Consider the following 18902-nt stretch of genomic DNA (forward strand, 5'->3'; position numbering starts at 1 on the left):
GCACTTGTGTGGGTGTGGGAGAGTAGGACACCGCCGACAATACTCGTAAATGGGGAAGGCCCCGGAACCACGGTTCCGGGGCCTTCTGCTGTCCGGGGCCGAGAAACCACAGCCACCGAGGACTATCCTCGGCGGGATGAGCAACCCAGCAGCGCACCAGGCGAACCTCAAACCCCGCAGCCACGAAGTCACCGACGGGATGGAGCGCGCGCCGGCGCGCGGGATGCTTCGGGCGTTGGGGATGCAGGACGACGACTTCGCGAAGCCGCAGATCGGTGTCGCGTCCTCGTGGAACGAGATCACGCCATGCAACCTGTCGCTGCAACGACTGGCGCAAGCCGGCAAGGAAGGCGTCGACGTTGCGGGCGGCTTCCCGATGGAATTCGGGACGATCTCCGTCTCGGACGGGATCTCGATGGGACACGTCGGGATGCACTATTCGCTGGTGTCCCGGGAGATCATCGCCGATTCGGTCGAGACGGTGATGCAGGCCGAGCGGCTGGACGGCTCGGTGCTGCTCGCGGGCTGCGACAAGAGCCTGCCGGGAATGCTGATGGCCGCCGCGCGCTTGGGCCTGGCGTCCGTCTTCGTCTACGCGGGGTCGATCATGCCCGGCAAGGTCGACAACCAAGAGGTCACCATCATCGACGCGTTCGAGGCGGTCGGTGCGTGTGCTCGCGGACTGATCGGCCAGGACCAGGTGGATCGCATCGAGCGCGCCATCTGCCCGGGCGAGGGCGCCTGCGGCGGGATGTACACCGCGAACACCATGGCGTGCGCCGCGGAGGCGCTGGGCATGTCGGTGCCGGGGTCGGCGAGCCCGCCGTCGGTGGACCGCAGGCGGGACGCCAGCGCGCGGGACGCGGGCCAGGCCGTGGTCGGCATGCTGCAAAAGGGGCTGACCAGCAGGGACATCATGACGAAGGAGGCGTTCGAGAACGCCATCGCGGTCGTGATGGCGTTCGGCGGATCGACCAACGCGGTGCTGCACCTGCTGGCGATCGCGCGGGAGGCCGATGTCGACCTGACGCTGGAGGACTTCAACCGGATCGGCGACCGGGTCCCGCACCTGGCCGACGTGAAGCCGTTCGGTCGGCACGTGATGCCCGCGGTGGACCGCATCGGCGGGGTTCCGGTGGTGATGAAGGCGCTGCTGGACGCGAGACTCGTGCACGGCGACTGCATGACCGTCACCGGCAAGACCGTGGCGGAGAACCTGGCCGAGCTGGACCCGCCGGAGCTCGACGGCGACGTGCTGCACTCGTTGTCGAACCCGCTGCACCCGACCGGGGGCGTGACGATCCTGCGCGGATCGCTGGCTCCGGAAGGCGCCGTGGTCAAAAGCGCCGGTTTCGACACCGCATCGTTCGAGGGCACTGCGCGGGTGTTCGACGGTGAGCAGGACGCGATGGACGCGGTGGGCAACGGGACCGTGCAGCCCGGCGACGTGGTGGTGATCCGCTACGAGGGGCCGCGCGGTGGTCCGGGGATGCGGGAAATGCTCGCGGTCACCGGAGCCATCAAGGGCGCTGGGCTGGGCAAGGACGTGCTGCTGCTGACCGATGGGCGGTTCTCCGGCGGCACGACCGGGCTGTGCATCGGGCACGTGGCGCCGGAAGCCACCGATGGTGGGCCGATCGCGCTGGTCCGCGACGGGGATCGCATCCACCTCGATCTCGCGGCCCGGACCTTGGACCTGGTCGTCGACGAAGACGAACTCGCCGTCCGGAGGCGGGAGTGGACCGCGCCGGAGCCGCGGTTCCGGCACGGCGTGCTGGGCAAGTACGCCCGCCTGGTCGGCTCCGCGGCCGAAGGCGCCGTGTGCTGACTCGCCGACCTGGCTGACTCGGAGAAGCGGCTGACTCGAGAGGCGGCTGACTCGGAGATGCCGGGACCGCAGAACGCCCCGCACTCCGCACCGAGAATCCGAGTGAAGGACCCGTTCGACCCGATGGGTCCGGGTCCTTCACTCGGGATCGGTCAGGTCGCCAGCGGCACGGTCATGATCGGCGGTGTGGTGGGTGCCGGAGAGCCGCCGTCCGGTTCGACGGTGACGCCGAGCGTGGCGGTTCCGGCGGGCATCGCGGCCATCATCGGCTCGGTGCCGTCGCCGCGACCCTGCTCCAGCAGCCCGGCCGGGGTCGCACCGTCCGCTCCGATGAACCAGAGCTGGTAGTCGTGCTCGCTCGGCGCCGGAGCCATCCCGCTGGTCATGAACATCGCCTTGCCCATCTGCTGGGAGACGATCGCGGTGGCCCGCGAGCCGGACGGACCGGCCGAGTTCAGCACCCGGGTGTCGGGTGCCTGCAACACCTGCGACATCTCGTCGCCGCGAGCGCCCGCGGCGATCATCCGGTCCTTGGTGTCGGCGAGTTCCTGCTGCGCGCGCAGCGCGAGCACGCCGAACGCGCCGGCCAGTGCGATCCCGAGGACCGCAGCGACCGCGGCCAGCCGGACGCCCCAGGGTTTGCGCCGCGCCCGCGCCTGAGCCAAGGGTGCCGGTGGCGGCGGGTCCTGCCGGGTCTGCGCGACCTCCGCGAGCACCCGCTGCTTGAGGCCGTCCGGAACACCCGATTGCTCGGTGGCGGCGAGCCGGGCCGCGGCTTCGCGCAGCTCGCGGACCTCCTGGCGGCAGTCCTCGCAGCCGGCCATGTGCAGCTCGAACTCGGCGCGTTCGTCGTCGGGCAACGCGTCCACGGCGTATGCGCCGGTCAGCGTGGCGAGGTCGGTGCTCATCGGCCCACCCCCAGGCAATCGCGCAGGCGGATCAACCCGTCCCGCAGTCGCGTTTTGATGGTGGAGGCCGGAGCTTCCAGCAGCCCGGCCGTTTCCCGGTAGGTGTAGCCGCGATAGTAGGTCAGCAGCACCGACTCGCGCTGCAGCTCGGTGAGCGTGCTCAGGCAGCGCCGCACCTGCCGCTGCTCCCACCGCGTGGTGACGGATTCGCTGACCTCGTCGAACGGCCTGCCCTGGTCGCGGGCTCCGACGCGGGCCTCGCGGTCCCGCCCGGCCTGCGCCGAACGCACCCGGTCCACGGCTTTGCGGTGCGCGACGGTCAGCACCCAGGTCAGCACGCTGCCGCGCTCCGGCCGGTAGTGCGTGGCGGTGCGCCACACCTCGACCAGCGCTTCCTGAGCGACTTCTTCGGACTGCGCGGCGTCGCGCACGATGCGCTGGACGAGCCCGAACAGCGAACCCGCGATCAGCTCGTAGAGCTGCTCGAAGGCGCGTTCATCGCCTTTGGCGACTTCGGCGATGAGCGCTTGCGCGTCCGGACCTCCGTCGTCGGCGGGTGGTGGCACCCGCCGGGGTCCGTGCTGCGGGAGTTCTGGCATCTGCTGGGTCCCTTCTTGGCCGCGGTCGCGACCGCCCGGTCATGGCAGTGTTCAGGCCGCCGGCGGTTTGCCGAAACCGAGCTGCCAGACGTCGAGGTAGCCGGAGCGGAATCCGGCTTCGCTGTAGGCGAGGTAGAACTCCCACATCCGCCGGAACCGTTCGCCGAAGCCGAGCTCGGCGATCCGCTCCCGGTTCTCGATGAACCGGTTGCGCCAAGTGTGCAGGGTCGTGGCGTAGCTCGGGCCGAAGGAGTGGCGTTCGATACCGCGCAGGCCGGTGTGCCGGCGCACGCATCGCTCGATCGCCTGCAGCGAGGGCAGTTCGCCGCCGGGGAAGATGTACTTGTGGATCCAGGTGCGGGAGCGGCGCGAGGCCAGCATCCGGTCGTGCGGCATGGTGATCGCCTGTAACCCGATGCGCCCGCCCGGCGCGAGCAGCCGGTCCAGGGCGCGGAAGTAGCCGGGCCAGTACTCGGCGCCGACTGCTTCGATCATCTCGACGCTGACGATCGCGTCGTAGCCGCCTTCGGCGTCGCGGTAGTCGCGCAGCTGCACGTCGACGCGGTCGGCGAGGCCCGCTTCGGCCAGCCGCTTCTGCGCGAGTTCGCGCTGCTCGGTGGACAGGGTCAGCGTCGTGACCTGCGCACCGCGCTCGGCCGCGCGCAGCGCGAGCGAGCCCCAGCCGGTGCCGATCTCCAGCAGCCGCGTGTCCGCACCGACCCCGGCGAGGTCCAGTACCGCGTCCAGCTTCGCCCGCTGGGCCGCTGCGAGGTCCCTGCCGGGCGCGAACAGGCCGGACGAGTAGGTCATCGTCTCGTCCAGGAACGCGGCGAACACGTCGTTGGACAGGTCGTAGTGCCGTTCGATGTTGCGCCGCGAACCCGCGGCGGTGTTGCGCTCCGCGGCGAGCTTCGGCGGGTCGACCCACCGGCGCAGGCCTTGCAGCGGTTTCGGCACCAGCCGCGGGAGCCGTTCGGCGAACGGGGTGAGCAGGTCGGCGGGTTCCGGGCTCTCCCATTCGCCCGCCATGTACGACTCGCCGAAACCGATCTTGGAGTCGGCGCCGAGCCGGTGGAAGAACGCGGCCGGATCGGTGATCCGCATCAGCGGGGATCCTGCGCCGCCGCTGCCGAGCCGTTCGCCGCCCGCCAGCGCGATCTGCACCGGCAGGTCGCGCACGGCGTGCCGGAACAGCTTCTCGGCCAGGTAGGCGCGGGCGGGCGAGTCCGGCGCGGCTTCGAGCGCTTCCCACGGTGGGGTGCTGGTGGGCTGGTGCAGGGCGGTGCTCATCGGATGCCTTCCTGGTGGACGTGCGGCTTTCGGGGCGCGATGCGAACTCCGCGCAGCCACAGCGCGATGCCGTGCCGCCGGATCAGCGCGGCGACGCGGTGCGGGAGCAGGGGGCGGCGCAGCAGCTCGCGCACGATCGCCGGCACGGTCGCGGGCCTTCGGCTTCCGGTGAGCACGGCCGTCAGGCGCGGGCCGGACTCGTCGCGGAATCGGATGCGCACGTGGACGCGCTCGCCGGGCGGAGGGATCCGCATCTCGTAGTGGCCGTTCTCGGGCAGGAACGGGGAGACGTAGAAGTGCTTGCCGGTCTCGGCGCGGCCCTCCGCGTCCGGGTGCAGCAGGTAGCAGTGCCGCTCGCCGTAGGTGTTGTGCACCTCGGCGACCACGCACGCCTGCTCGCCGTCCGGGCGGTGGCACCAGTACACGGTGATCGGGTTGAACACGTACCCGAGCACGCGGGCGTGCGCGAGCATCAGGATGCGGCCGCCGCGCAGGTCGATGCCCTGCAGCCCGAGCCAGTGGTCCACGTTCGCGCGGATGCTGCGGTCCGGATCGCCGAGGTGGTCGCGTGCGTCGAAGCGGGCGAACGGCCGCAGCCACCTGGGCAGCCGCGGCAGTTCGTCGAGGTCGACCAGCCAGGTGTGCAGCCGGTGCCGGAAGCGGTTCGGCACGTCGCCGTGCCGGGTGTGCGAGACGGTGACGTCGTAGAGCGCTGGGGCGTCGCAGCGCACCGGGGCGGTGGGCACGGTCACCACCCCGCTCCGAACGCTTCGGCGGCCCGGACGCCGCTGGCGCAGCCGTCTTCGTGGAAGCCCCAGCCGTGGTAGGCGCCCGCGAACCTCGTGCGGTCGTCCCCGAGCCCCGGAAGAAGGCGTTGCGCTGCAACGGAATCCGGCGTGTAGATGGGATGCCGGTAGTGCATCCGGGCGAGTGTCCGGTCCGGACGGACCCGGCCTGCCGGGTTGAGCGTGACCAGGTAGTCCGCCGGTTCGGCCAGCCGCATCAGGCGGTTCATGTCGTAGCTGACCAGCACGTGCCCCGGATCCGCCGCGCAGCTGGGCTTGTGGTGGTTCCAGGACGCCCGCGCGCCGCCGCTGCGCGGCAGCACTGCCGGGTCGGTGTGCAGCCAGGTCTCGTTCTCGGAGTAGCCGAAGGAGCCGAGGACCTTCCGCTCCGCCGGGGTCGCGTCGGCCAGCAGCGCCAGGGCCTGGTCGGCGTGCGTGGCCAGCACCACCCGGTCGGCCAGGTGCGTGCGGTCGGCTTCGTCGCGGATCTGCACGTGGTCCTCCGCGCGGCGCACCGCGCGGACCGGGGTGTGCACTGTGGACAAACCTGCGGCTGCGCGCTGAACGTACTCGCGCGAGCCGCCTTCGACGGTGCGCCAGGTGGGCGAGCCGGACACCGACAACATGCCGTGATGGCGCAGGAACTCGAAGAGGTACCGCGCCGGATAGCGCGCGCTGGTGGCGAAATCCGCCGACCACACCGCGGAAACCAGCGGCAGCGCGAAGTGGTCCACGAAGTAGCGGGAAAATCCCTGCGTGCTCAGGAAATCGCCGAGGGTGACCTCGTCCGCCTGCGCGCCGGGAGCGTCCAGCAGCCGGTTCGCCGACCGGTGGAAGCGCGGGACCTGGGCCAGCATCCGCAGGTAGCGGGCGCGGAAAGCGTTGCCGCGCTGGGCGAACAGCCCGCCTGCGCGCTTCGCGCCCGCGTACTCGAGCCCGCAGCCGTCGCAGGACACGCTCATCGACATCTCGGTTTCGCGGGTGCGCACCCCGAGTTCGCCGAACAACCGCAGCAGATTCGGGTAGGTCCGTTCGTTGTGCACGATGAACCCGCTGTCCACCGGCAGCACTCGGCCGTCCGAAGTGGTCAGACGGTGCGTGTGCGCGTGCCCGCCGAGCCGGTCGTCGGCCTCGAACAGCAGCACGTCGTAGCGCCGCCGCAGCAGGTGCGCGGCGGTGAGGCCGGAGACTCCGGCGCCGATCACGGCTACCGTCCCGGTCATCGCACCGGCTCCTCGCCCGCGAGCAGCGCGCGGACGAACCGCCTGGTCAGCGCGTCCCATTCGGGCCTGCGCCGGAGCATGGCGTGCCCCGAGCGGGGAACTCGCCGGTAGGTCACCGCTGGCGCGTCCGGTTGCCGCCGCGCGCGCACCGCGTAGTCGGCCGACGCGGCCGCGGAGGTCACCCGGTCCTCGTCGCCGTGCGCGATCAGCACCGGCTTTCCGCGCAACTGCTCGACCGGTTCGTCCTGCTCGACCCACGGAGCCAGCGCGCAGACCCCGCGCACACCGGGCTCGCCCGCGAGCCGCAGCGCGACCCGGCCGCCGAGGGAGTGCCCGACCAGCACGATCCCGGCCTGCGGGTGCTCCCGCTGGATCCGCTCCAGCGCCCAGCGCGCGTCCGCGACGGCGTCCAGGTCCGGTTCGTTCCAGCCCCGGAAGCGGTTGCGCAGCAGCCACACCTGCGCGGAGCAGCCGGCGCCTGCGCTGTGCAGCGACCGCGCCACGGCACGCATCCGCAGGTAGGCGAGCTGGTGGCCGCGTGCGGGGGCGTGGCTGGTGGCCCGCCCGCCGTGCAGCACCAGCACGATCGTGCCGGGGGTGTCCGCGCGGGAGCGCAGGACCCGCAGCTTGGGGGATTGCATACCCGTTGTTCGCAGCCGCCGGGCGTTCGGGCTGGTCGTTGTCGGATGGATCACAGCGAGCCGTCCGGGGCGCCGCGGGCTCCGAACCACCCGCGATCGAAACGCTCGGGGAAGGTGTGCGTGTTGCGTGCTCGGCAGGCTGCGGAACGGATCGAAGGCGTGCTGCGGGACCTCGTGGGAGTGCCGTTGCCGGTTGGCGTGGTGGCCTGGGACGGCAGCACCGCCGGTCCGCGCAGCGGGCCGCGGGTGGTGCTGCGCAGGCGGCGCGCGTTGCGGCATCTGCTGTTCAGCCCGGGTGAGCTCGGGCTGGCGCGGGCGTTCGTCTCCGGCGATCTCGACGTGGAAGGGGATCTCGCGGAAGGGTTGCGCCGTTGCTGGGCGGCGTTCCGCGAGCAGCGGGTGGCCAAGCCGCGGTTCGGGCCTTCGGCGTGGCGGCGGATGCTGGGCGAGGCCGTCGCGCTCGGCGCGATCGGCCCGCGGCCGAAGCCGCCCGCCAGCGAGGCCCGCCCGAGCGGTGCGCTGCACAGCCGCCGCCGGGACCGCTCGGTGATCGCGCACCACTACGACACCGGCAACGAGTTCTACGAGCTGCTGCTGGATCCGAGCATGGCCTACTCCTGCGGGTACTTCACCGGCGACGGCGGGCTCGCCGAGGCGCAGCGGGCCAAGCTCGATCTGATCTGCCGCAAGCTCGGGCTAACCGCGGGGATGCGGCTGCTGGACGTCGGTTGCGGCTGGGGTTCGCTGATCCTGCACGCCGCGCGGCACTACGGGGTGCACGCCACCGGCGTGACGCTCTCGGCGCAGCAGGCCGGGCACGTGCAGCAGCGCATCGAGGAATCGGGGCTGTGCGGCCAGGTTCACGTGCGGCTGCAGGACTACCGGGAGGTCCGGGATGTCGAGCCGTTCGACGCGGTGGCCTCGATCGAAATGGGCGAGCACGTCGGCACGGACCAGTACCCGATCTACGCGGCCGCGCTGCACCGGCTGGCGCGGCCCGGTGCGCGGGTGCTCGTCCAGCAGATGTCCCGCGCCGGGACCGCGCCCGGCGGCGGCGCGTTCATCGAGTCCTACATCGCGCCGGACATGAGCATGGTGCCGGTCGGGCGCACGCTGGGATTGCTGGAAGACGCGGGGCTGGAGATCCGGGACGTGGAGGCGATGCGGGAGCACTACGTGCGCACCGTCGAAGCGTGGGCGCGCACGCTGGACGAGAACTGGGACGCCGCAGTCGAGCTGGTCGGGCCGGAGCAGGCCAGGGTGTGGCGGCTGTACCTGGCGGGCGGCGGACTCGCGTTCGAGGAGAACCGCATGGGAGTCAACCAGATCCTCGCCGTTCGGCCCACTGTGGACGGACGCAGCGGGCTGCCCGTCGCCGGGCGCTCGACCGTGCTGGAGGGTGTGCGATGAGCCCGTTCGCCGCCGCACCGCTGGCCGCGCTGGCCACGGTCCTGGCCAGCTACGGCATCGCCCGCCTGCGCGGGCGCTGGGACACGATCGACAGCGTCTGGGGTGCCGGTTTCGCGGTGATCGCGCTGGTCACCGCGCCGTTCGGAGCCGGAAGCCCGGCCGGGTGGGCCGTCGTGGCGCTCACCGCCGTGTGGGGTGTGCGGCTGTCGGTGCACCTGCACACCCGCAACGCGGGGAAGCCGGAAGACCGCCGCTACCGGGAGATGGCGCAGCGCTACGGCGATCGCGTCGGGGTGCTGATGTTCGTGCGGGTCTACCTCGTGCAGGGCGTCGTGCTGTGGTTCGTTTCGCTGCCCGTGCAGGCCGCGGTGGCCGCCGAGCCCGCGCTGCCGGGCGCGGCGGTGTTCGCGGTGCTCGGCGGCTCGGTGTGGCTGATCGGCTTCGTCTTCGAGGCGGTCGGGGATCGGCAGCTGCGCAGGTTCAAAGCGGACCCCGCCAACGAGAACGCGGTGCTCGACACCGGGCTTTGGCGCTACACGCGGCATCCGAACTACTTCGGGGACGCCTGCGTGTGGTGGGGGCTGTACCTGCTGGCGTGCCAGAGCTTCCTCGGTGTGGCGACCGTGCTCTCACCGGTGCTGATGACGTGGCTGCTCGCGCGCGGCACCGGCAAGCCGATGCTGGAACGCGGCCTGGCCGAACGCCGTCCCGCCTACGCCGATTACGTCGCGCGCACCAGCGGTTTCCTCCCCCTCCCGCCGCGGCGGTGAGTCAGCCGCGCGGCGACTCCCGCAGCAACCGGGCGGCTTCGGCCTTGGAGATCGTGGCCGTCCGGGCGCAGCGGGTGCAGGTGAGCGTCCGGCGGACGCGGACCGGGAACAGCGGGATGAAGAACACCGTGAACTTCGTGACCACCCGGTCCAGCACGGCTGCGTACTGCCCGCCGCAGGCGTGGCACAGCAGCAGCGGCACGCCGAGTCGCCGCGCGGTCCGCCGAAGTCCGAAAAGGATGAACACGACACTAGCCTACTGCCCGGCCCGCACCGGTTCGCCGACGGTGAACGGCCCGTTCGACCAATCTAGTCGGACGAACAGGCCGTTCACTCGGATCGACTTGCTTGCGGAGGTCAGTTGCTGAGGTAGGACAGGGCTGCGGTGACCAAGGTGCGGACGCCGGTGTCGATCGTGGGGTGCAGGGTCGGGGCGAACTGGGCGGAGTGGTTCGACGGGACGTCGGGCCCGGGCGCTAGCGTGCCGTCCGCGGCGAACCGCGCCGGGTCGATGCCGCCGACGAACCAGAACACCGACGGCACTCCGGCGGCGCGCCCGAACTCGCCGAAGTCCTCGCTGCCGGTGATCAGCGGGCCGTCGCGCACCTGGTCCGGCCCGAACTCCTCGCGGAACCGCGCGGTCAGCGCCTCGGTCGCCGCTTCGTCGTTGACCGTCGGCGGGTAGGAGGCCGTGGCGGTGATCTCCGGTTCGCGCGGCGCCGCGGACGCCGTCGACTCCGCACGCACGATGCGCCGCACCGCCTCGTTGACCTTCTCCCGCACCGGTTCGGCGAACGAGCGGATGCTCAGCTGCAGCTCCGCCTCGTCCGGGATCACGTTCTCCTTGGCTCCCGCGTTCATCGCGCCGACGGTCACCACCGCCGCGTCGGTCGCCCCGATCTCCCTGGACACCACGGTCTGCAACCGCAGCACCGTCGAAGCCGCCAGCACCACCGGGTCGACCGTCGCCTCCGGCCGCGACCCGTGCCCGCCGCGGCCGAACAGCCGGACGTGCAGCGTGTCGCTGGCGGACATGGCCAGGCCGGAGCGGGTGAGCACGTGCCCGGCGGGCATCGGCGCGAGGTGCTGGCCGAGCGCCACGTCCGGGGTGCCGAAGCGGTCGAACAGCCCGTCCTCGACCATCGCGCGCGCACCGCCGCCGGCCTCCTCCGCGGGCTGGAGCACGAACAAGATCGTGCCGGACCAGGAATCCCGCCTCGCGGCAAGGCTTTCCGCCGCACCGAGCAGCCAGGTGACGTGCATGTCGTGCCCGCAGGCGTGCGCCACCGGAACCTCGATGCCCTGCGAATTCGTCGCGACCCGGGTGCTGGCGTAGGACAGCCCGGTCTCCTCCCGCACCGGCAGCGCGTCCATGTCGGCGCGCAGCAGCACGGTCGGCCCGGCACCGTTGCGCAGGACCCCGGCCACGCCGGTGCGGCCGATCCCGGTGGTGACTTCGCACCCGGCCGCGCGCAGGGCGTCCGCCCCGATGCCCGCGGTCCGGTGCTCCTCGAACGACAGCTCCGGGTTGCGGTGCAGGTCGACGTAGCGGCTTTCCAGGTCGCTCATGTTGCTCCTTCCGGCGGTACTGCCCGGAAGTCTCGGATCGCGTCGTGCTGCTTGCAACGTGCGCGAGAGCGACGCGACACGCGGCGGGGCCGAGCGGACGGTCGCAGGACGCGGTCGCCGGTGGAGGTCCGCTCCTCGCGGCCATCCGTCGTGGACCGCTCCGGCCGCAGCACTGCGCGAACCGGCCGGACCCGCGGCGGTACCGGCGGCAACGGTCCACCCGCGGTTTCAGTACTTCCTGCTGGTGAGCATCCTGGTCAAGCCGGACAGCTCCGCCGCCACCTCCGGTGCCGGGTCGGCCAGCCGCAGCTGCTCGTGCGCCTCCCGCTCGCACCGCTCGACGCGTTGCAGGCACCATTCCCGGCCGCCGGCCTCGGTCACCAGCTCGGCCGCCCGCACCGCGTCCTTTTCGGACAGTTCGGTGGCGCGCTCGTAGAGCTCGGCGAGTTCGCCGCCCGCCGCGGTGCCGGAGTTCAACGCGGCCACCACCGGCAGCGACTTCTTCCGGTTCCGCAGGTCCGAATGCACCGGTTTCCCGGTCACCTCCGGATCGCCCCAAATGCCCAGCAGGTCGTCCACCAGCTGGAACGCCAGGCCGAGCCGGGTGCCGAAGCGCCGCAACCGCTGCGCCCGCTCCGGCCCGGCACCGCCGAACGAAGCGCCGAGCGCGCAACTGCAACCCAGCAGCGAAGCCGTTTTCGCGCTCACCATCGTCAAGCACTCCGGCAGCGCCACATCGGAGCGGCGCTCGAACGACATGTCCGCGCTCTGCCCGTCCACCAGGTTCAGCACCGTGCTGTTGAGCTCCTGCAACCCGGACATCGCAGCCGGGTGCCCGCTGGCGGTGAGCACATCCGCGGCCAGCGTCAGCAGCGCGTCACCGGCGAGGATCGCCGCACCCGAACCGAACACCCGCCACGCCGTGGGCCGGTGCCTGCGGGTCAGGTCGCCGTCCATCACGTCGTCGTGCAGCAGTGAGAAGTTGTGCACCAGCTCCACCGCCACCGCCGCGGGCAGCGCCGCCTCGGCGTCCGCGCCGACGGCACGCGCCGAGAGCAGCACCAGGTTCGGCCGGATCGCCTTGCCCGCCGGAGCCTCCACCGGTGCGCCGTGCTCGTCCCACCAGCCGAAGTGGTGACCGACGATGCGGCTCATCGACTCCGGCAGCGTGCCCACGGCCGCACGCAGCGCGGGGTCCAGCAGGGCGCGCCCGGCCGCGAGGGTGTCGGGCACGCCGTCGACTCCCGTGCTCATCCGCGAAGTCCCTTCACCGCGTGGTCTCGACGTGTTCGAGCACCCCGAGCGCGTCCGGCACCAGCACCGCCGCCGAGTAGTAGGTGCTGACCAGGTAGGAGCTCACCGCGTGCTCGTCGAGGTTCATGAACCGCGCGTTCAGGCCCGGCTCGAGCTCGTCCGGGATGCCGGTCTGGTGCAGACCGATCACGCCGCTGTCCTCGGCGCCGGTGCGCATCGCAAGGATCGAGGTGCTCCCGGACTCGTCGATCGGAATCTTGTTGCACGGCAGCAGCGGAACTCCGCGCCAGCCGGTCAACCGCGCGCCGTCGGTTTCGACGGTGTCCGGCACCACGCCGCGCTTGTTGCACTCGCGGCCGAACGCCGCGATCGCCTTGGGATGCGCGGCGAACAGCTTCGTCCCGCGCCGCCGGGACAGCAGCTCGTCCAGGTCGTCCGGCGCGGGCGGGCCGGTGCGGGTGTGGATCCGCTGCGAGAGGTCGGCGTTGTGCAGCAGTCCGAAATCGCGGCTGTTGACCAGGTCGTTCTCCTGCCGTTCGCGCAGCGCCTGGATGGTCAGCCGCAGCTGCTGCTCGGTCTGGTCCATCGGCGTGCTGTAGAGGTCGGTGACCCGCGTGTGCACCCGCAGGATGCTTTGCGCGACGGCCAGTTCGTACTCGCGCGGCGCGGTCTCGTAGTCGACGAAGGTGCCGCCGAGCAGCTGTTCCCCGGAATGCCCCGAGTTGATGCCGATCTCGGCCTCGCCGTGCTTGTTCTGCGCCTTGCGCGGCCGCGACCCGACCTGCTCCAGATGTGCCCGCAGCGAATCCGTGCGGTCGCGGATCTCCTGCAGCACCGGGGAACGCAGCGCCAGCACCGTGCACGCGGTGACGGCTTTGAGATCGCACCGCCAGTTGCCGTCCTCGCCGGTCAGCACCTCGTCGCCGATGTGGTCGCCGTCGGCGATCATGCCGAGCACCGCGTCGTCGCCGTACTGGCCGCGGGCGAGCTTGTGCACCTTGCCGTGCGCGACCAGCAGCAGCCGGTCGATCGGCTGGCCCGCCTCGGCGATCACGTCGCCCGCGGCGTACTCGTGCTGGGTGAACCGGTCGGCCAGCGCGCCGAGCGCGCCGGAGTCGTCGAATCCGCGCAGCGCGGGCAGTTCCCGCAGCTCCTGCGGCACGACCTGCACGTGCGCGCCGGTGTTGACGAAGGTGATGCGCCCGTCGCCGAGCGTGTAGGTCAACCGCCGGTTCACCCGGTACGTGCCCGCGGTGGCCTCCACCCACGGCAGCTTGCGCAGCAGCCAGCGGGAACTGATGCCCTGCATCTGCGGCGGAGTCTTGGTGGTGGTCGCCAGGTTCCGCGCCGCGGCGGTGCCCAGGCTCAGCGCCGGGCGGTCGGTCTGCTGCCGGTCTGCGGTGTCGATCTCGCGGGTCATGCGGCTCCCGTCGGTTCCGAGCCTGTTCTGGATCATGTTGCGTAGGTGGTCGGGTAGCGGTGCCGGTCGCTCCGGTGCTGGGAGCGGCTGCGTGTTCGCAACGAGTGACCGCACCGTTCGCCCGAACTATTGGGGCGAAGCGGCCGTTCACTCCGGATGCCGCTTCCCGCCGACCACCGGCCACAGTGGACATCGCTGTACCAGTCCACAGTGGATAGATATCGGCCGGGGCCCGCGGCCGAGGCCGGTGGCCCCGGCCGCCCGGGTTTCAGCCGTCGCGTCCGACCTCGACGTTCTCCAGCACGCCGAGCGCGTCCGGGGTCAGCACCGCCGCCGAGTAGTAGGTGCTGACCAGGTAGGAGATCACCGCGCTCTCGTTGATCCCCATGAACCGCACCGACAGGCCCGGCTGGTACTCGTCCGGGATGCCGGTCTGGTGCAGGCCCACCACGCCCTGGTTCTGCTCGCCCGCGCGCAGCAGCATGATCGAGCTCGACCGCGTCTCGGACACGCCGATCTTGTTGCAGGGCAGCAGCGGCACACCGCGCCACGCCGGGAAGTGGTGCCCGCCGAACTCCACGTTCTGCGGGTACAGGCCGCGGTGGCTGCACTCGCGGCCGAACGCCGCGATCGCGCGCGGGTGCGCCAGGAAGAAGCTGGGTTCCTTCCACACCGTGGACAGCAGCTCGTCCATGTCGTCGGGCGTGGGCGGGCCGGTGCGGGTGTGGATGCGCTGCGCGAGGTCGGCGTTGTGCAGCAGCCCGAAGTCGCGGTTGTTGATCAGCTCCTGCTCCTGGCGCTCGCGCAGCGCCTCGATGGTCAGCCGCAGCTGCTGCTCGGTCTGGTTCATCGGCTGGTTGTAGAGGTCTGCGACGCGGCTGTGCACCCGCAGCACCGTCTGCGCGACGCTGAGCTCGTACTCCCGCGGCGAGAGCTCGTAATCCACGTAGGTGCCGGCGAGTTCGGTCTCGCCGACGTGCCCGGAGCTGATGTCGATCTCGGCCTCGCCGTGCTCGTTCTGCGGCTTCGGCCGGTCGCTCAGCGCCTGCTGGATGTGCGTGCGCAGCGACTCCGCCGCGTTCATCTCCTGCAGGCTCTGGTGCCGCAGGGTGAGCACGGTGCAGCCGGTCACGGCCTTGACGGTGTGCTTCCACGAGCCGTCCGCGGAGGCCAGCGCCTCCGCGCCGAAGTACTCCCCGCTGGCCATCACGCCGAGCACGGTGTCGTCGCCGTACTCCCCGCGGCCGATCTTGTTGGCCTTGCCGTGCGCGAGCAGGAACACCTGGTCCACCGGCTGCCCGGACTCGACGATCACGTCGCCGGGGCCGAACTCCTGCTGCACGAAGCGGTCCGCGAGCGCGCCCAGCGCCGACTCGTCGTCGAACCCGCGCAGCAGCGGCAGTTCGCGCAGCTCCTGCGGGATGACGCGGACTTCGCTGCCGGTGTTGGTGCAGGTGATCCGGCCGTCGCCGAGGGTGTAGGTGAGCCGGCGGTTGACCCGGTAGGTGCCGCCTGCGGCCTGCGTCCAGGGCAGCATCTTCAGCAGCCACCGCGAGGTGACGCCCTGCATCTGCGGCGGGGTCTTCGTCGTGGTCGCCAGGTTCCGCGCCGCTGCGGTGCCCAGGCTCAGCTGCGGCCGCTCGTTCTCATCGACACCCGTATCCGCCACGGTCACGAGGTACACCACCCAATCTTCGCTACGAGGTTGTTGCCTGGTCTTCGGGACGGGATCCCGGATTCCCGCGGTCGTCGGCCAGGAGCTCACCGGCCGAGCCGGCGAACCGCCGGCCACCGGGCGCGAGCCGGTGCCGGGACCACGTCCCGGGATGGTTTTCCGGGCGCGCGCATCGAGGGGTTGTGCGCACCCGCACCGGCCCGTGCCGAATCCGGCGCCGGGCAGCATTGCCCGCACGCCCGTCAATTGCACGGATCGTTCGCGTTGTTCGGTCGCGCTTGTGCTTTTCCAGCGGTGATTCCGGCGCGCGGTCGGCATTCGAGCCGACGATTCCGGCCGGGTCGAGTTCTCTCGATCAGTTGCTTGGCGGTGCAGACGCTAGCACCGCCGGATGGGCCCGTATAGTCACCCGAAGGAGCTAAGCGATGGGCCTCGATCGTTCCGCGACCGATTTCCCCGACGATCACTCGATCGGCCTGTTGCATCACATGAAGTAGTTGTTGGTGGAACGAATTCCTGGGCTTCGAGCTCTGCGCCGCGCGCCGCTACGATTAACGGGTCCGGTTTCTCGGCCGAATTGCATTCGGTGAATGCGCGCTCCTGCTCTGACCGGGGGATCGGGAGCGCGCTGCCGCCCGGCGGAGCCGGTTGCTGTCGCGGCGCATCGCTGCAGTAGCGTTCTGCGCGGGGAAAACGCGTCTCACCGACAAAATCTCAGGTTTCTCGAAATCGGCTCGGACGTGCGGGTTGTCGCGGGGACTGTTGGTAGCGGCGTGCGATCAGCGTGGGATGTTTCGCGATGGCGTCGCGTGCGGGCGGCGCCTACTGGGTCGGAGGAGGACGGCCACGATGCGGTGGAATCTGCGGCTGGCGGCGGCCAATCGCGGTATCTGGAAAGCGGGCGAACTGCAGCGCAGGCTGGCCGAGCGGGGACTGGTCGTCTCCGCGGGCAAGATGTCCGCGCTGTGGTCCGGGCAGCCCAGCAGCGTGAAGCTGGACGATTTGGACGTGCTGTGCGCGGTGCTCGGCTGCGAAGTCGGGGAACTGCTCATTCCGCAGCCGGAACGGGTGCCGCCGGCGAGCTCTTCCGCGGATCCCGGTGGTGCGGCCGGAACCGGCGAGTCCGGGCGGTCCGGTTCCGGATGAGCGTTTCCGGAGGACCGTGCGCGCGATACCTTTTCCGGTCGGCACGGCCAAGCGCCGAAGGGCGATCAATCGATAGTGATGGTGATCACTCGAATTCGTTTCGTGGTGAATGGGAGGTGGTACTGCTCCGAAGCGGTGATCGATGGTTATTCGGTCGGATGAACCCGACGGTGGCGCTCTTGTGCGGGATCCGCCGTGCTGGCTAGCTTGTCGATCGGCCGTTCGCACCTGAGATGAATCCCCGCGCGTCGACGGGTGGATCGAGTGCCGACGGCTCGGCTCCCGCGGTAATGCTCGCGGGAAATACGGCGCGAACGGCCGTGCGCGTTTTCGGTGTTTCCGCGCGCCCGTTCGCGCGCATCGGCGGTCGGAAAGGAATGCGATGCAGATCTACCTCGCCGGGGCCCTGTGGGTCGTCGGAGCGGCCGCGGTCGGTGCCTTGCTCGCCTGGGCCGTGCGGCGATTCGGCCTGGACGAAGGGCGGCCGGACAACAACGAGGCCACCGGCCAGGTCTTCGTCATCGTCAGCGGGCTGCACGCGGTGATCGTCGGATTCGTGCTGATCTCGCTGTTCGACGCCGTTTCCACCACCGGCGACGGGCTCGACGCCGAGGCCGAGGGCCTGGTCGCCGCATCTTGGGCGGCGGACTCGCTGCCCGGTCAGACGGGTGCCGAGGTGCGCAGCCTGGGCGACAGCTACGCCCGCAACGTCGTGGACTACGAGTGGCCGCAGCTGCGCGCCGGGCAGGACGTCACCGGGCCGGGCTGGCAGCAGCTCGACGCGATCCGCGGCGCCATCGCCGCGTCCGAACCGGTCGGGGAGTGGCAGGAGGACCGCAAGACCGAGGCGTTCAGCCGACTCTGGGAGGTCTACCACGAGCGCCAGGCGCGACTGGCCGCGGTCGAGGACAACCAGGTCGCCGAGGTGGTCTGGTTCGTGCTCATCATCGGCACCGTCGTGACGGTGCTGCTGCCGAACCTGTTCGGTGGCACCAAGTTGTGGCCGCAGGTCGTGCTCATGTCCACATTGGCCGGTGCGTTGACGTTGCTGCTGTTCGCGATCTACCAGCTGCAGAACCCGTTCAACGGAACCTCCGCGATCCAGCCGGACGCGCTGGAGTGGGCGATGGGGCGGCTGACGTGAGTCCGGCGGCGCGCAGGCTGGCGGGAGCTTCCGCGGCCTTCGCGGCGGTGGCGGTGTCCGTTCCGGTCCTCACGGCGGCGGATTCCCCCGGCAAGTGCGGCATTCTGCGCACGCAGACCACAGCGGACCCGTTTTCGTCCACTGTGGAGCGCGTGGACCCGGGCAGCGGGGAGCCGACGCAGGTCGCGGAGCTGGACGAGGTCGTGGACGCGCTGGGCTTCTCCTCGTCGCAGGGCGTGGCGTACGGGATGGCGGGCGACTTCGCGCACGACCACCCGGACGGTGCGCCACCCGGCAGGCGTGCAGTGACGATCTCGCCGGACGGAACGGTCACCGACGCGGGCAGGGTGCCGTGGGCGGTGTTGCGGGCCACCGCGGGCGAAGTCGTCGGCGACCGCTGGTACCTCGGGGCGCTGAACTTCCTGTACGTGGTGGACATCGACCCGGACAGCCCGTCGTACCTCGACATCACCGAAGCCACCGCGCTGCACGACCCGGCGCTGGCGGTCGGGATGCACGACTTCGCCGCTGATCCGGTGGACGGTGATCTCTACGGCGTTTCCTCGCTGCTGCCGGGTCCGGCGCGGGTGGTGCGCATCGACCCGGGCACCGGGGACGTGAACGTCGTACCGGGTGCCCGCTTGCCTGGCGAGACGGTTTACGGCTCGGTGAGCATCGGGCCGGATCGTTCGCTGTTCGCGTTGGCGCACGACGTGGACGGGGCGAGCAGGCTTTACCGCGTGGATCGGGACGGGGAGGTTCGCGAGCTGGCCAGCGGTCCGGTGGTGCTGAGTTCGGACTCCGCAGGCTGCGTCGGCGAACCCGGCCCGCCACCACCCGATCCCGCACCGCCCGAACCCGCGCCGCCGGAGCCGCCCCCACCGGACCCACCCCCGCCGGAGCCGCCCGCACCGCAGCCACCCGCACCAGCGCCGCCCGCTCCGGAACCCCCCGAGGCCGCGCAGCCCGCGCCCGAGCCGCCCGCTCCGGAACCGCCCTCGCCACCCCCGGACTCCGGCCGCGACCGTCCCGTGATGTTCCCCCCGGAGGAATCCGACGACGAACAGCCGACCCCCACCGAAGAGAAGCGCCGCTGGGGCCTCACGACGCTGCTGCTGATACTCGGCGGCGGCGCAGCAGCACGCTCGGTCGGCCGCCGCTGAGCAACCGATCCGGCAGGAATCACCCGATGCGGCCGGCCGCGATCGCGCAGCCGCCGTCCCGACGACCAGGAAGCGGA

At 71.2% G+C, this 18902-nt stretch carries 17 protein-coding genes; 6 read left to right on the top strand and 11 right to left on the bottom strand.

Translation table 11 applies throughout. The features are described 5' to 3' along the window. Window positions 1-136: 136 nt before the first annotated feature. On the top strand, window positions 137-1828 hold the full coding sequence (gene ilvD / locus INP57_RS14835) for a dihydroxy-acid dehydratase (RefSeq protein ID WP_200070822.1): 1692 nt from the start codon (window positions 137-139) through the stop codon (window positions 1826-1828). Window positions 1829-1980: 152 nt separating this feature from the next. Here ilvD and INP57_RS14840 read toward each other — a convergent pair whose 3' ends face one another. Genes INP57_RS14840 through INP57_RS14865 form a run of 6 tightly spaced genes read right to left on the bottom strand, consistent with a single transcriptional unit; the run spans window position 1981 to window position 7274 of the window. Continuing rightward, window positions 1981-2736, bottom strand: coding sequence for an anti-sigma factor (locus tag INP57_RS14840; RefSeq protein ID WP_200071129.1), 756 nt, complete (start codon window positions 2734-2736; stop codon window positions 1981-1983). After that, window positions 2733-3335, bottom strand: a complete 603-nt coding sequence (sigK, locus tag INP57_RS14845; RefSeq protein ID WP_200070823.1) for an ECF RNA polymerase sigma factor SigK — start codon at window positions 3333-3335, stop codon at window positions 2733-2735. The genes INP57_RS14840 and sigK overlap by 4 nt, the downstream gene beginning before the upstream one ends. A gap of 51 nt (window positions 3336-3386) precedes the next feature. Further along, entirely contained in the window at window positions 3387-4625 is a 1239-nt protein-coding gene (locus INP57_RS14850) for an SAM-dependent methyltransferase (RefSeq protein ID WP_200070824.1), read from the bottom strand. Next, window positions 4622-5377, bottom strand: a complete 756-nt coding sequence (locus INP57_RS14855; RefSeq protein ID WP_307850092.1) for a DUF1365 domain-containing protein — start codon at window positions 5375-5377, stop codon at window positions 4622-4624. The genes INP57_RS14850 and INP57_RS14855 overlap by 4 nt, the downstream gene beginning before the upstream one ends. Next, window positions 5374-6633 carry an NAD(P)/FAD-dependent oxidoreductase gene (locus INP57_RS14860; RefSeq protein ID WP_200070825.1) on the bottom strand — a complete coding sequence of 420 codons (1260 nt, stop codon included), beginning with the start codon at window positions 6631-6633 and terminating at the stop codon, window positions 5374-5376. Before INP57_RS14860 ends, INP57_RS14855 begins: the two co-directional genes overlap by 4 nt. Next, window positions 6630-7274, bottom strand: coding sequence for an alpha/beta hydrolase (locus tag INP57_RS14865; protein ID WP_200070826.1), 645 nt, complete (start codon window positions 7272-7274; stop codon window positions 6630-6632). The genes INP57_RS14860 and INP57_RS14865 overlap by 4 nt, the downstream gene beginning before the upstream one ends. A 123-nt stretch (window positions 7275-7397) precedes the next feature. Here INP57_RS14865 and INP57_RS14870 point away from each other — a divergent pair, with 123 nt between their 5' ends. After that, entirely contained in the window at window positions 7398-8684 is a 1287-nt protein-coding gene (locus INP57_RS14870) for an SAM-dependent methyltransferase (RefSeq protein ID WP_233627628.1), read from the top strand. Continuing rightward, the gene (locus INP57_RS14875) at window positions 8681-9454 is read left to right on the top strand and encodes a DUF1295 domain-containing protein (RefSeq protein ID WP_200070828.1); all 774 of its coding nucleotides are present in this window, start codon (window positions 8681-8683) and stop codon (window positions 9452-9454) included. Before INP57_RS14870 ends, INP57_RS14875 begins: the two co-directional genes overlap by 4 nt. Before the next feature lies 1 nt (window position 9455). Here the strand turns inward: INP57_RS14875 and INP57_RS29585 are convergent, their stop codons facing one another. The 5 genes from INP57_RS29585 to INP57_RS14900 form a co-directional block, all read right to left on the bottom strand. Next, entirely contained in the window at window positions 9456-9701 is a 246-nt protein-coding gene (locus tag INP57_RS29585; RefSeq protein ID WP_200070829.1) for a zinc ribbon domain-containing protein, read from the bottom strand. 110 nt (window positions 9702-9811) lie between these two features. After that, a complete protein-coding gene (locus INP57_RS14885; protein WP_200070830.1) occupies window positions 9812-11023 on the bottom strand; it encodes an amidohydrolase in 1212 nt (403 codons plus the stop codon). A 228-nt stretch (window positions 11024-11251) separates the two neighbouring features. Beyond that, window positions 11252-12277 carry a family 2 encapsulin nanocompartment cargo protein polyprenyl transferase gene (locus INP57_RS14890; RefSeq protein WP_200070831.1) on the bottom strand — a complete coding sequence of 342 codons (1026 nt, stop codon included), beginning with the start codon at window positions 12275-12277 and terminating at the stop codon, window positions 11252-11254. A gap of 13 nt (window positions 12278-12290) precedes the next feature. Further along, a complete protein-coding gene (locus INP57_RS14895; protein ID WP_233627629.1) occupies window positions 12291-13697 on the bottom strand; it encodes a family 2B encapsulin nanocompartment shell protein in 1407 nt (468 codons plus the stop codon). Window positions 13698-13965: 268 nt separating this feature from the next. Next, on the bottom strand, window positions 13966-15372 hold the full coding sequence (locus INP57_RS14900) for a family 2B encapsulin nanocompartment shell protein (protein WP_295151208.1): 1407 nt from the start codon (window positions 15370-15372) through the stop codon (window positions 13966-13968). Between the two features lie 849 nt (window positions 15373-16221). Between INP57_RS14900 and INP57_RS14905 the strand changes: the two genes are divergently transcribed. The 3 genes from INP57_RS14905 (at window position 16222) to INP57_RS14915 (ending at window position 18825) form a co-directional block, all read left to right on the top strand. Then, a complete protein-coding gene (locus tag INP57_RS14905; protein ID WP_200070833.1) occupies window positions 16222-16518 on the top strand; it encodes a helix-turn-helix domain-containing protein in 297 nt (98 codons plus the stop codon). A 382-nt stretch (window positions 16519-16900) separates the two neighbouring features. Next, complete coding sequence (locus INP57_RS14910; RefSeq protein WP_200070834.1) at window positions 16901-17662, top strand: bestrophin-like domain; 762 nt, start codon at window positions 16901-16903, stop codon at window positions 17660-17662. Then, window positions 17659-18825 (top strand): DUF6923 family protein, encoded by a 1167-nt coding sequence (locus INP57_RS14915; protein WP_200070835.1) that lies wholly within the window; start codon window positions 17659-17661, stop codon window positions 18823-18825. The genes INP57_RS14910 and INP57_RS14915 overlap by 4 nt, the downstream gene beginning before the upstream one ends. Window positions 18826-18902: the final 77 nt, after the last annotated feature.

The sequence above is a fragment of the Saccharopolyspora galaxeae genome (assembly GCF_016526145.1).
Lineage (GTDB): Bacteria > Actinomycetota > Actinomycetes > Mycobacteriales > Pseudonocardiaceae > Saccharopolyspora_C > Saccharopolyspora_C galaxeae.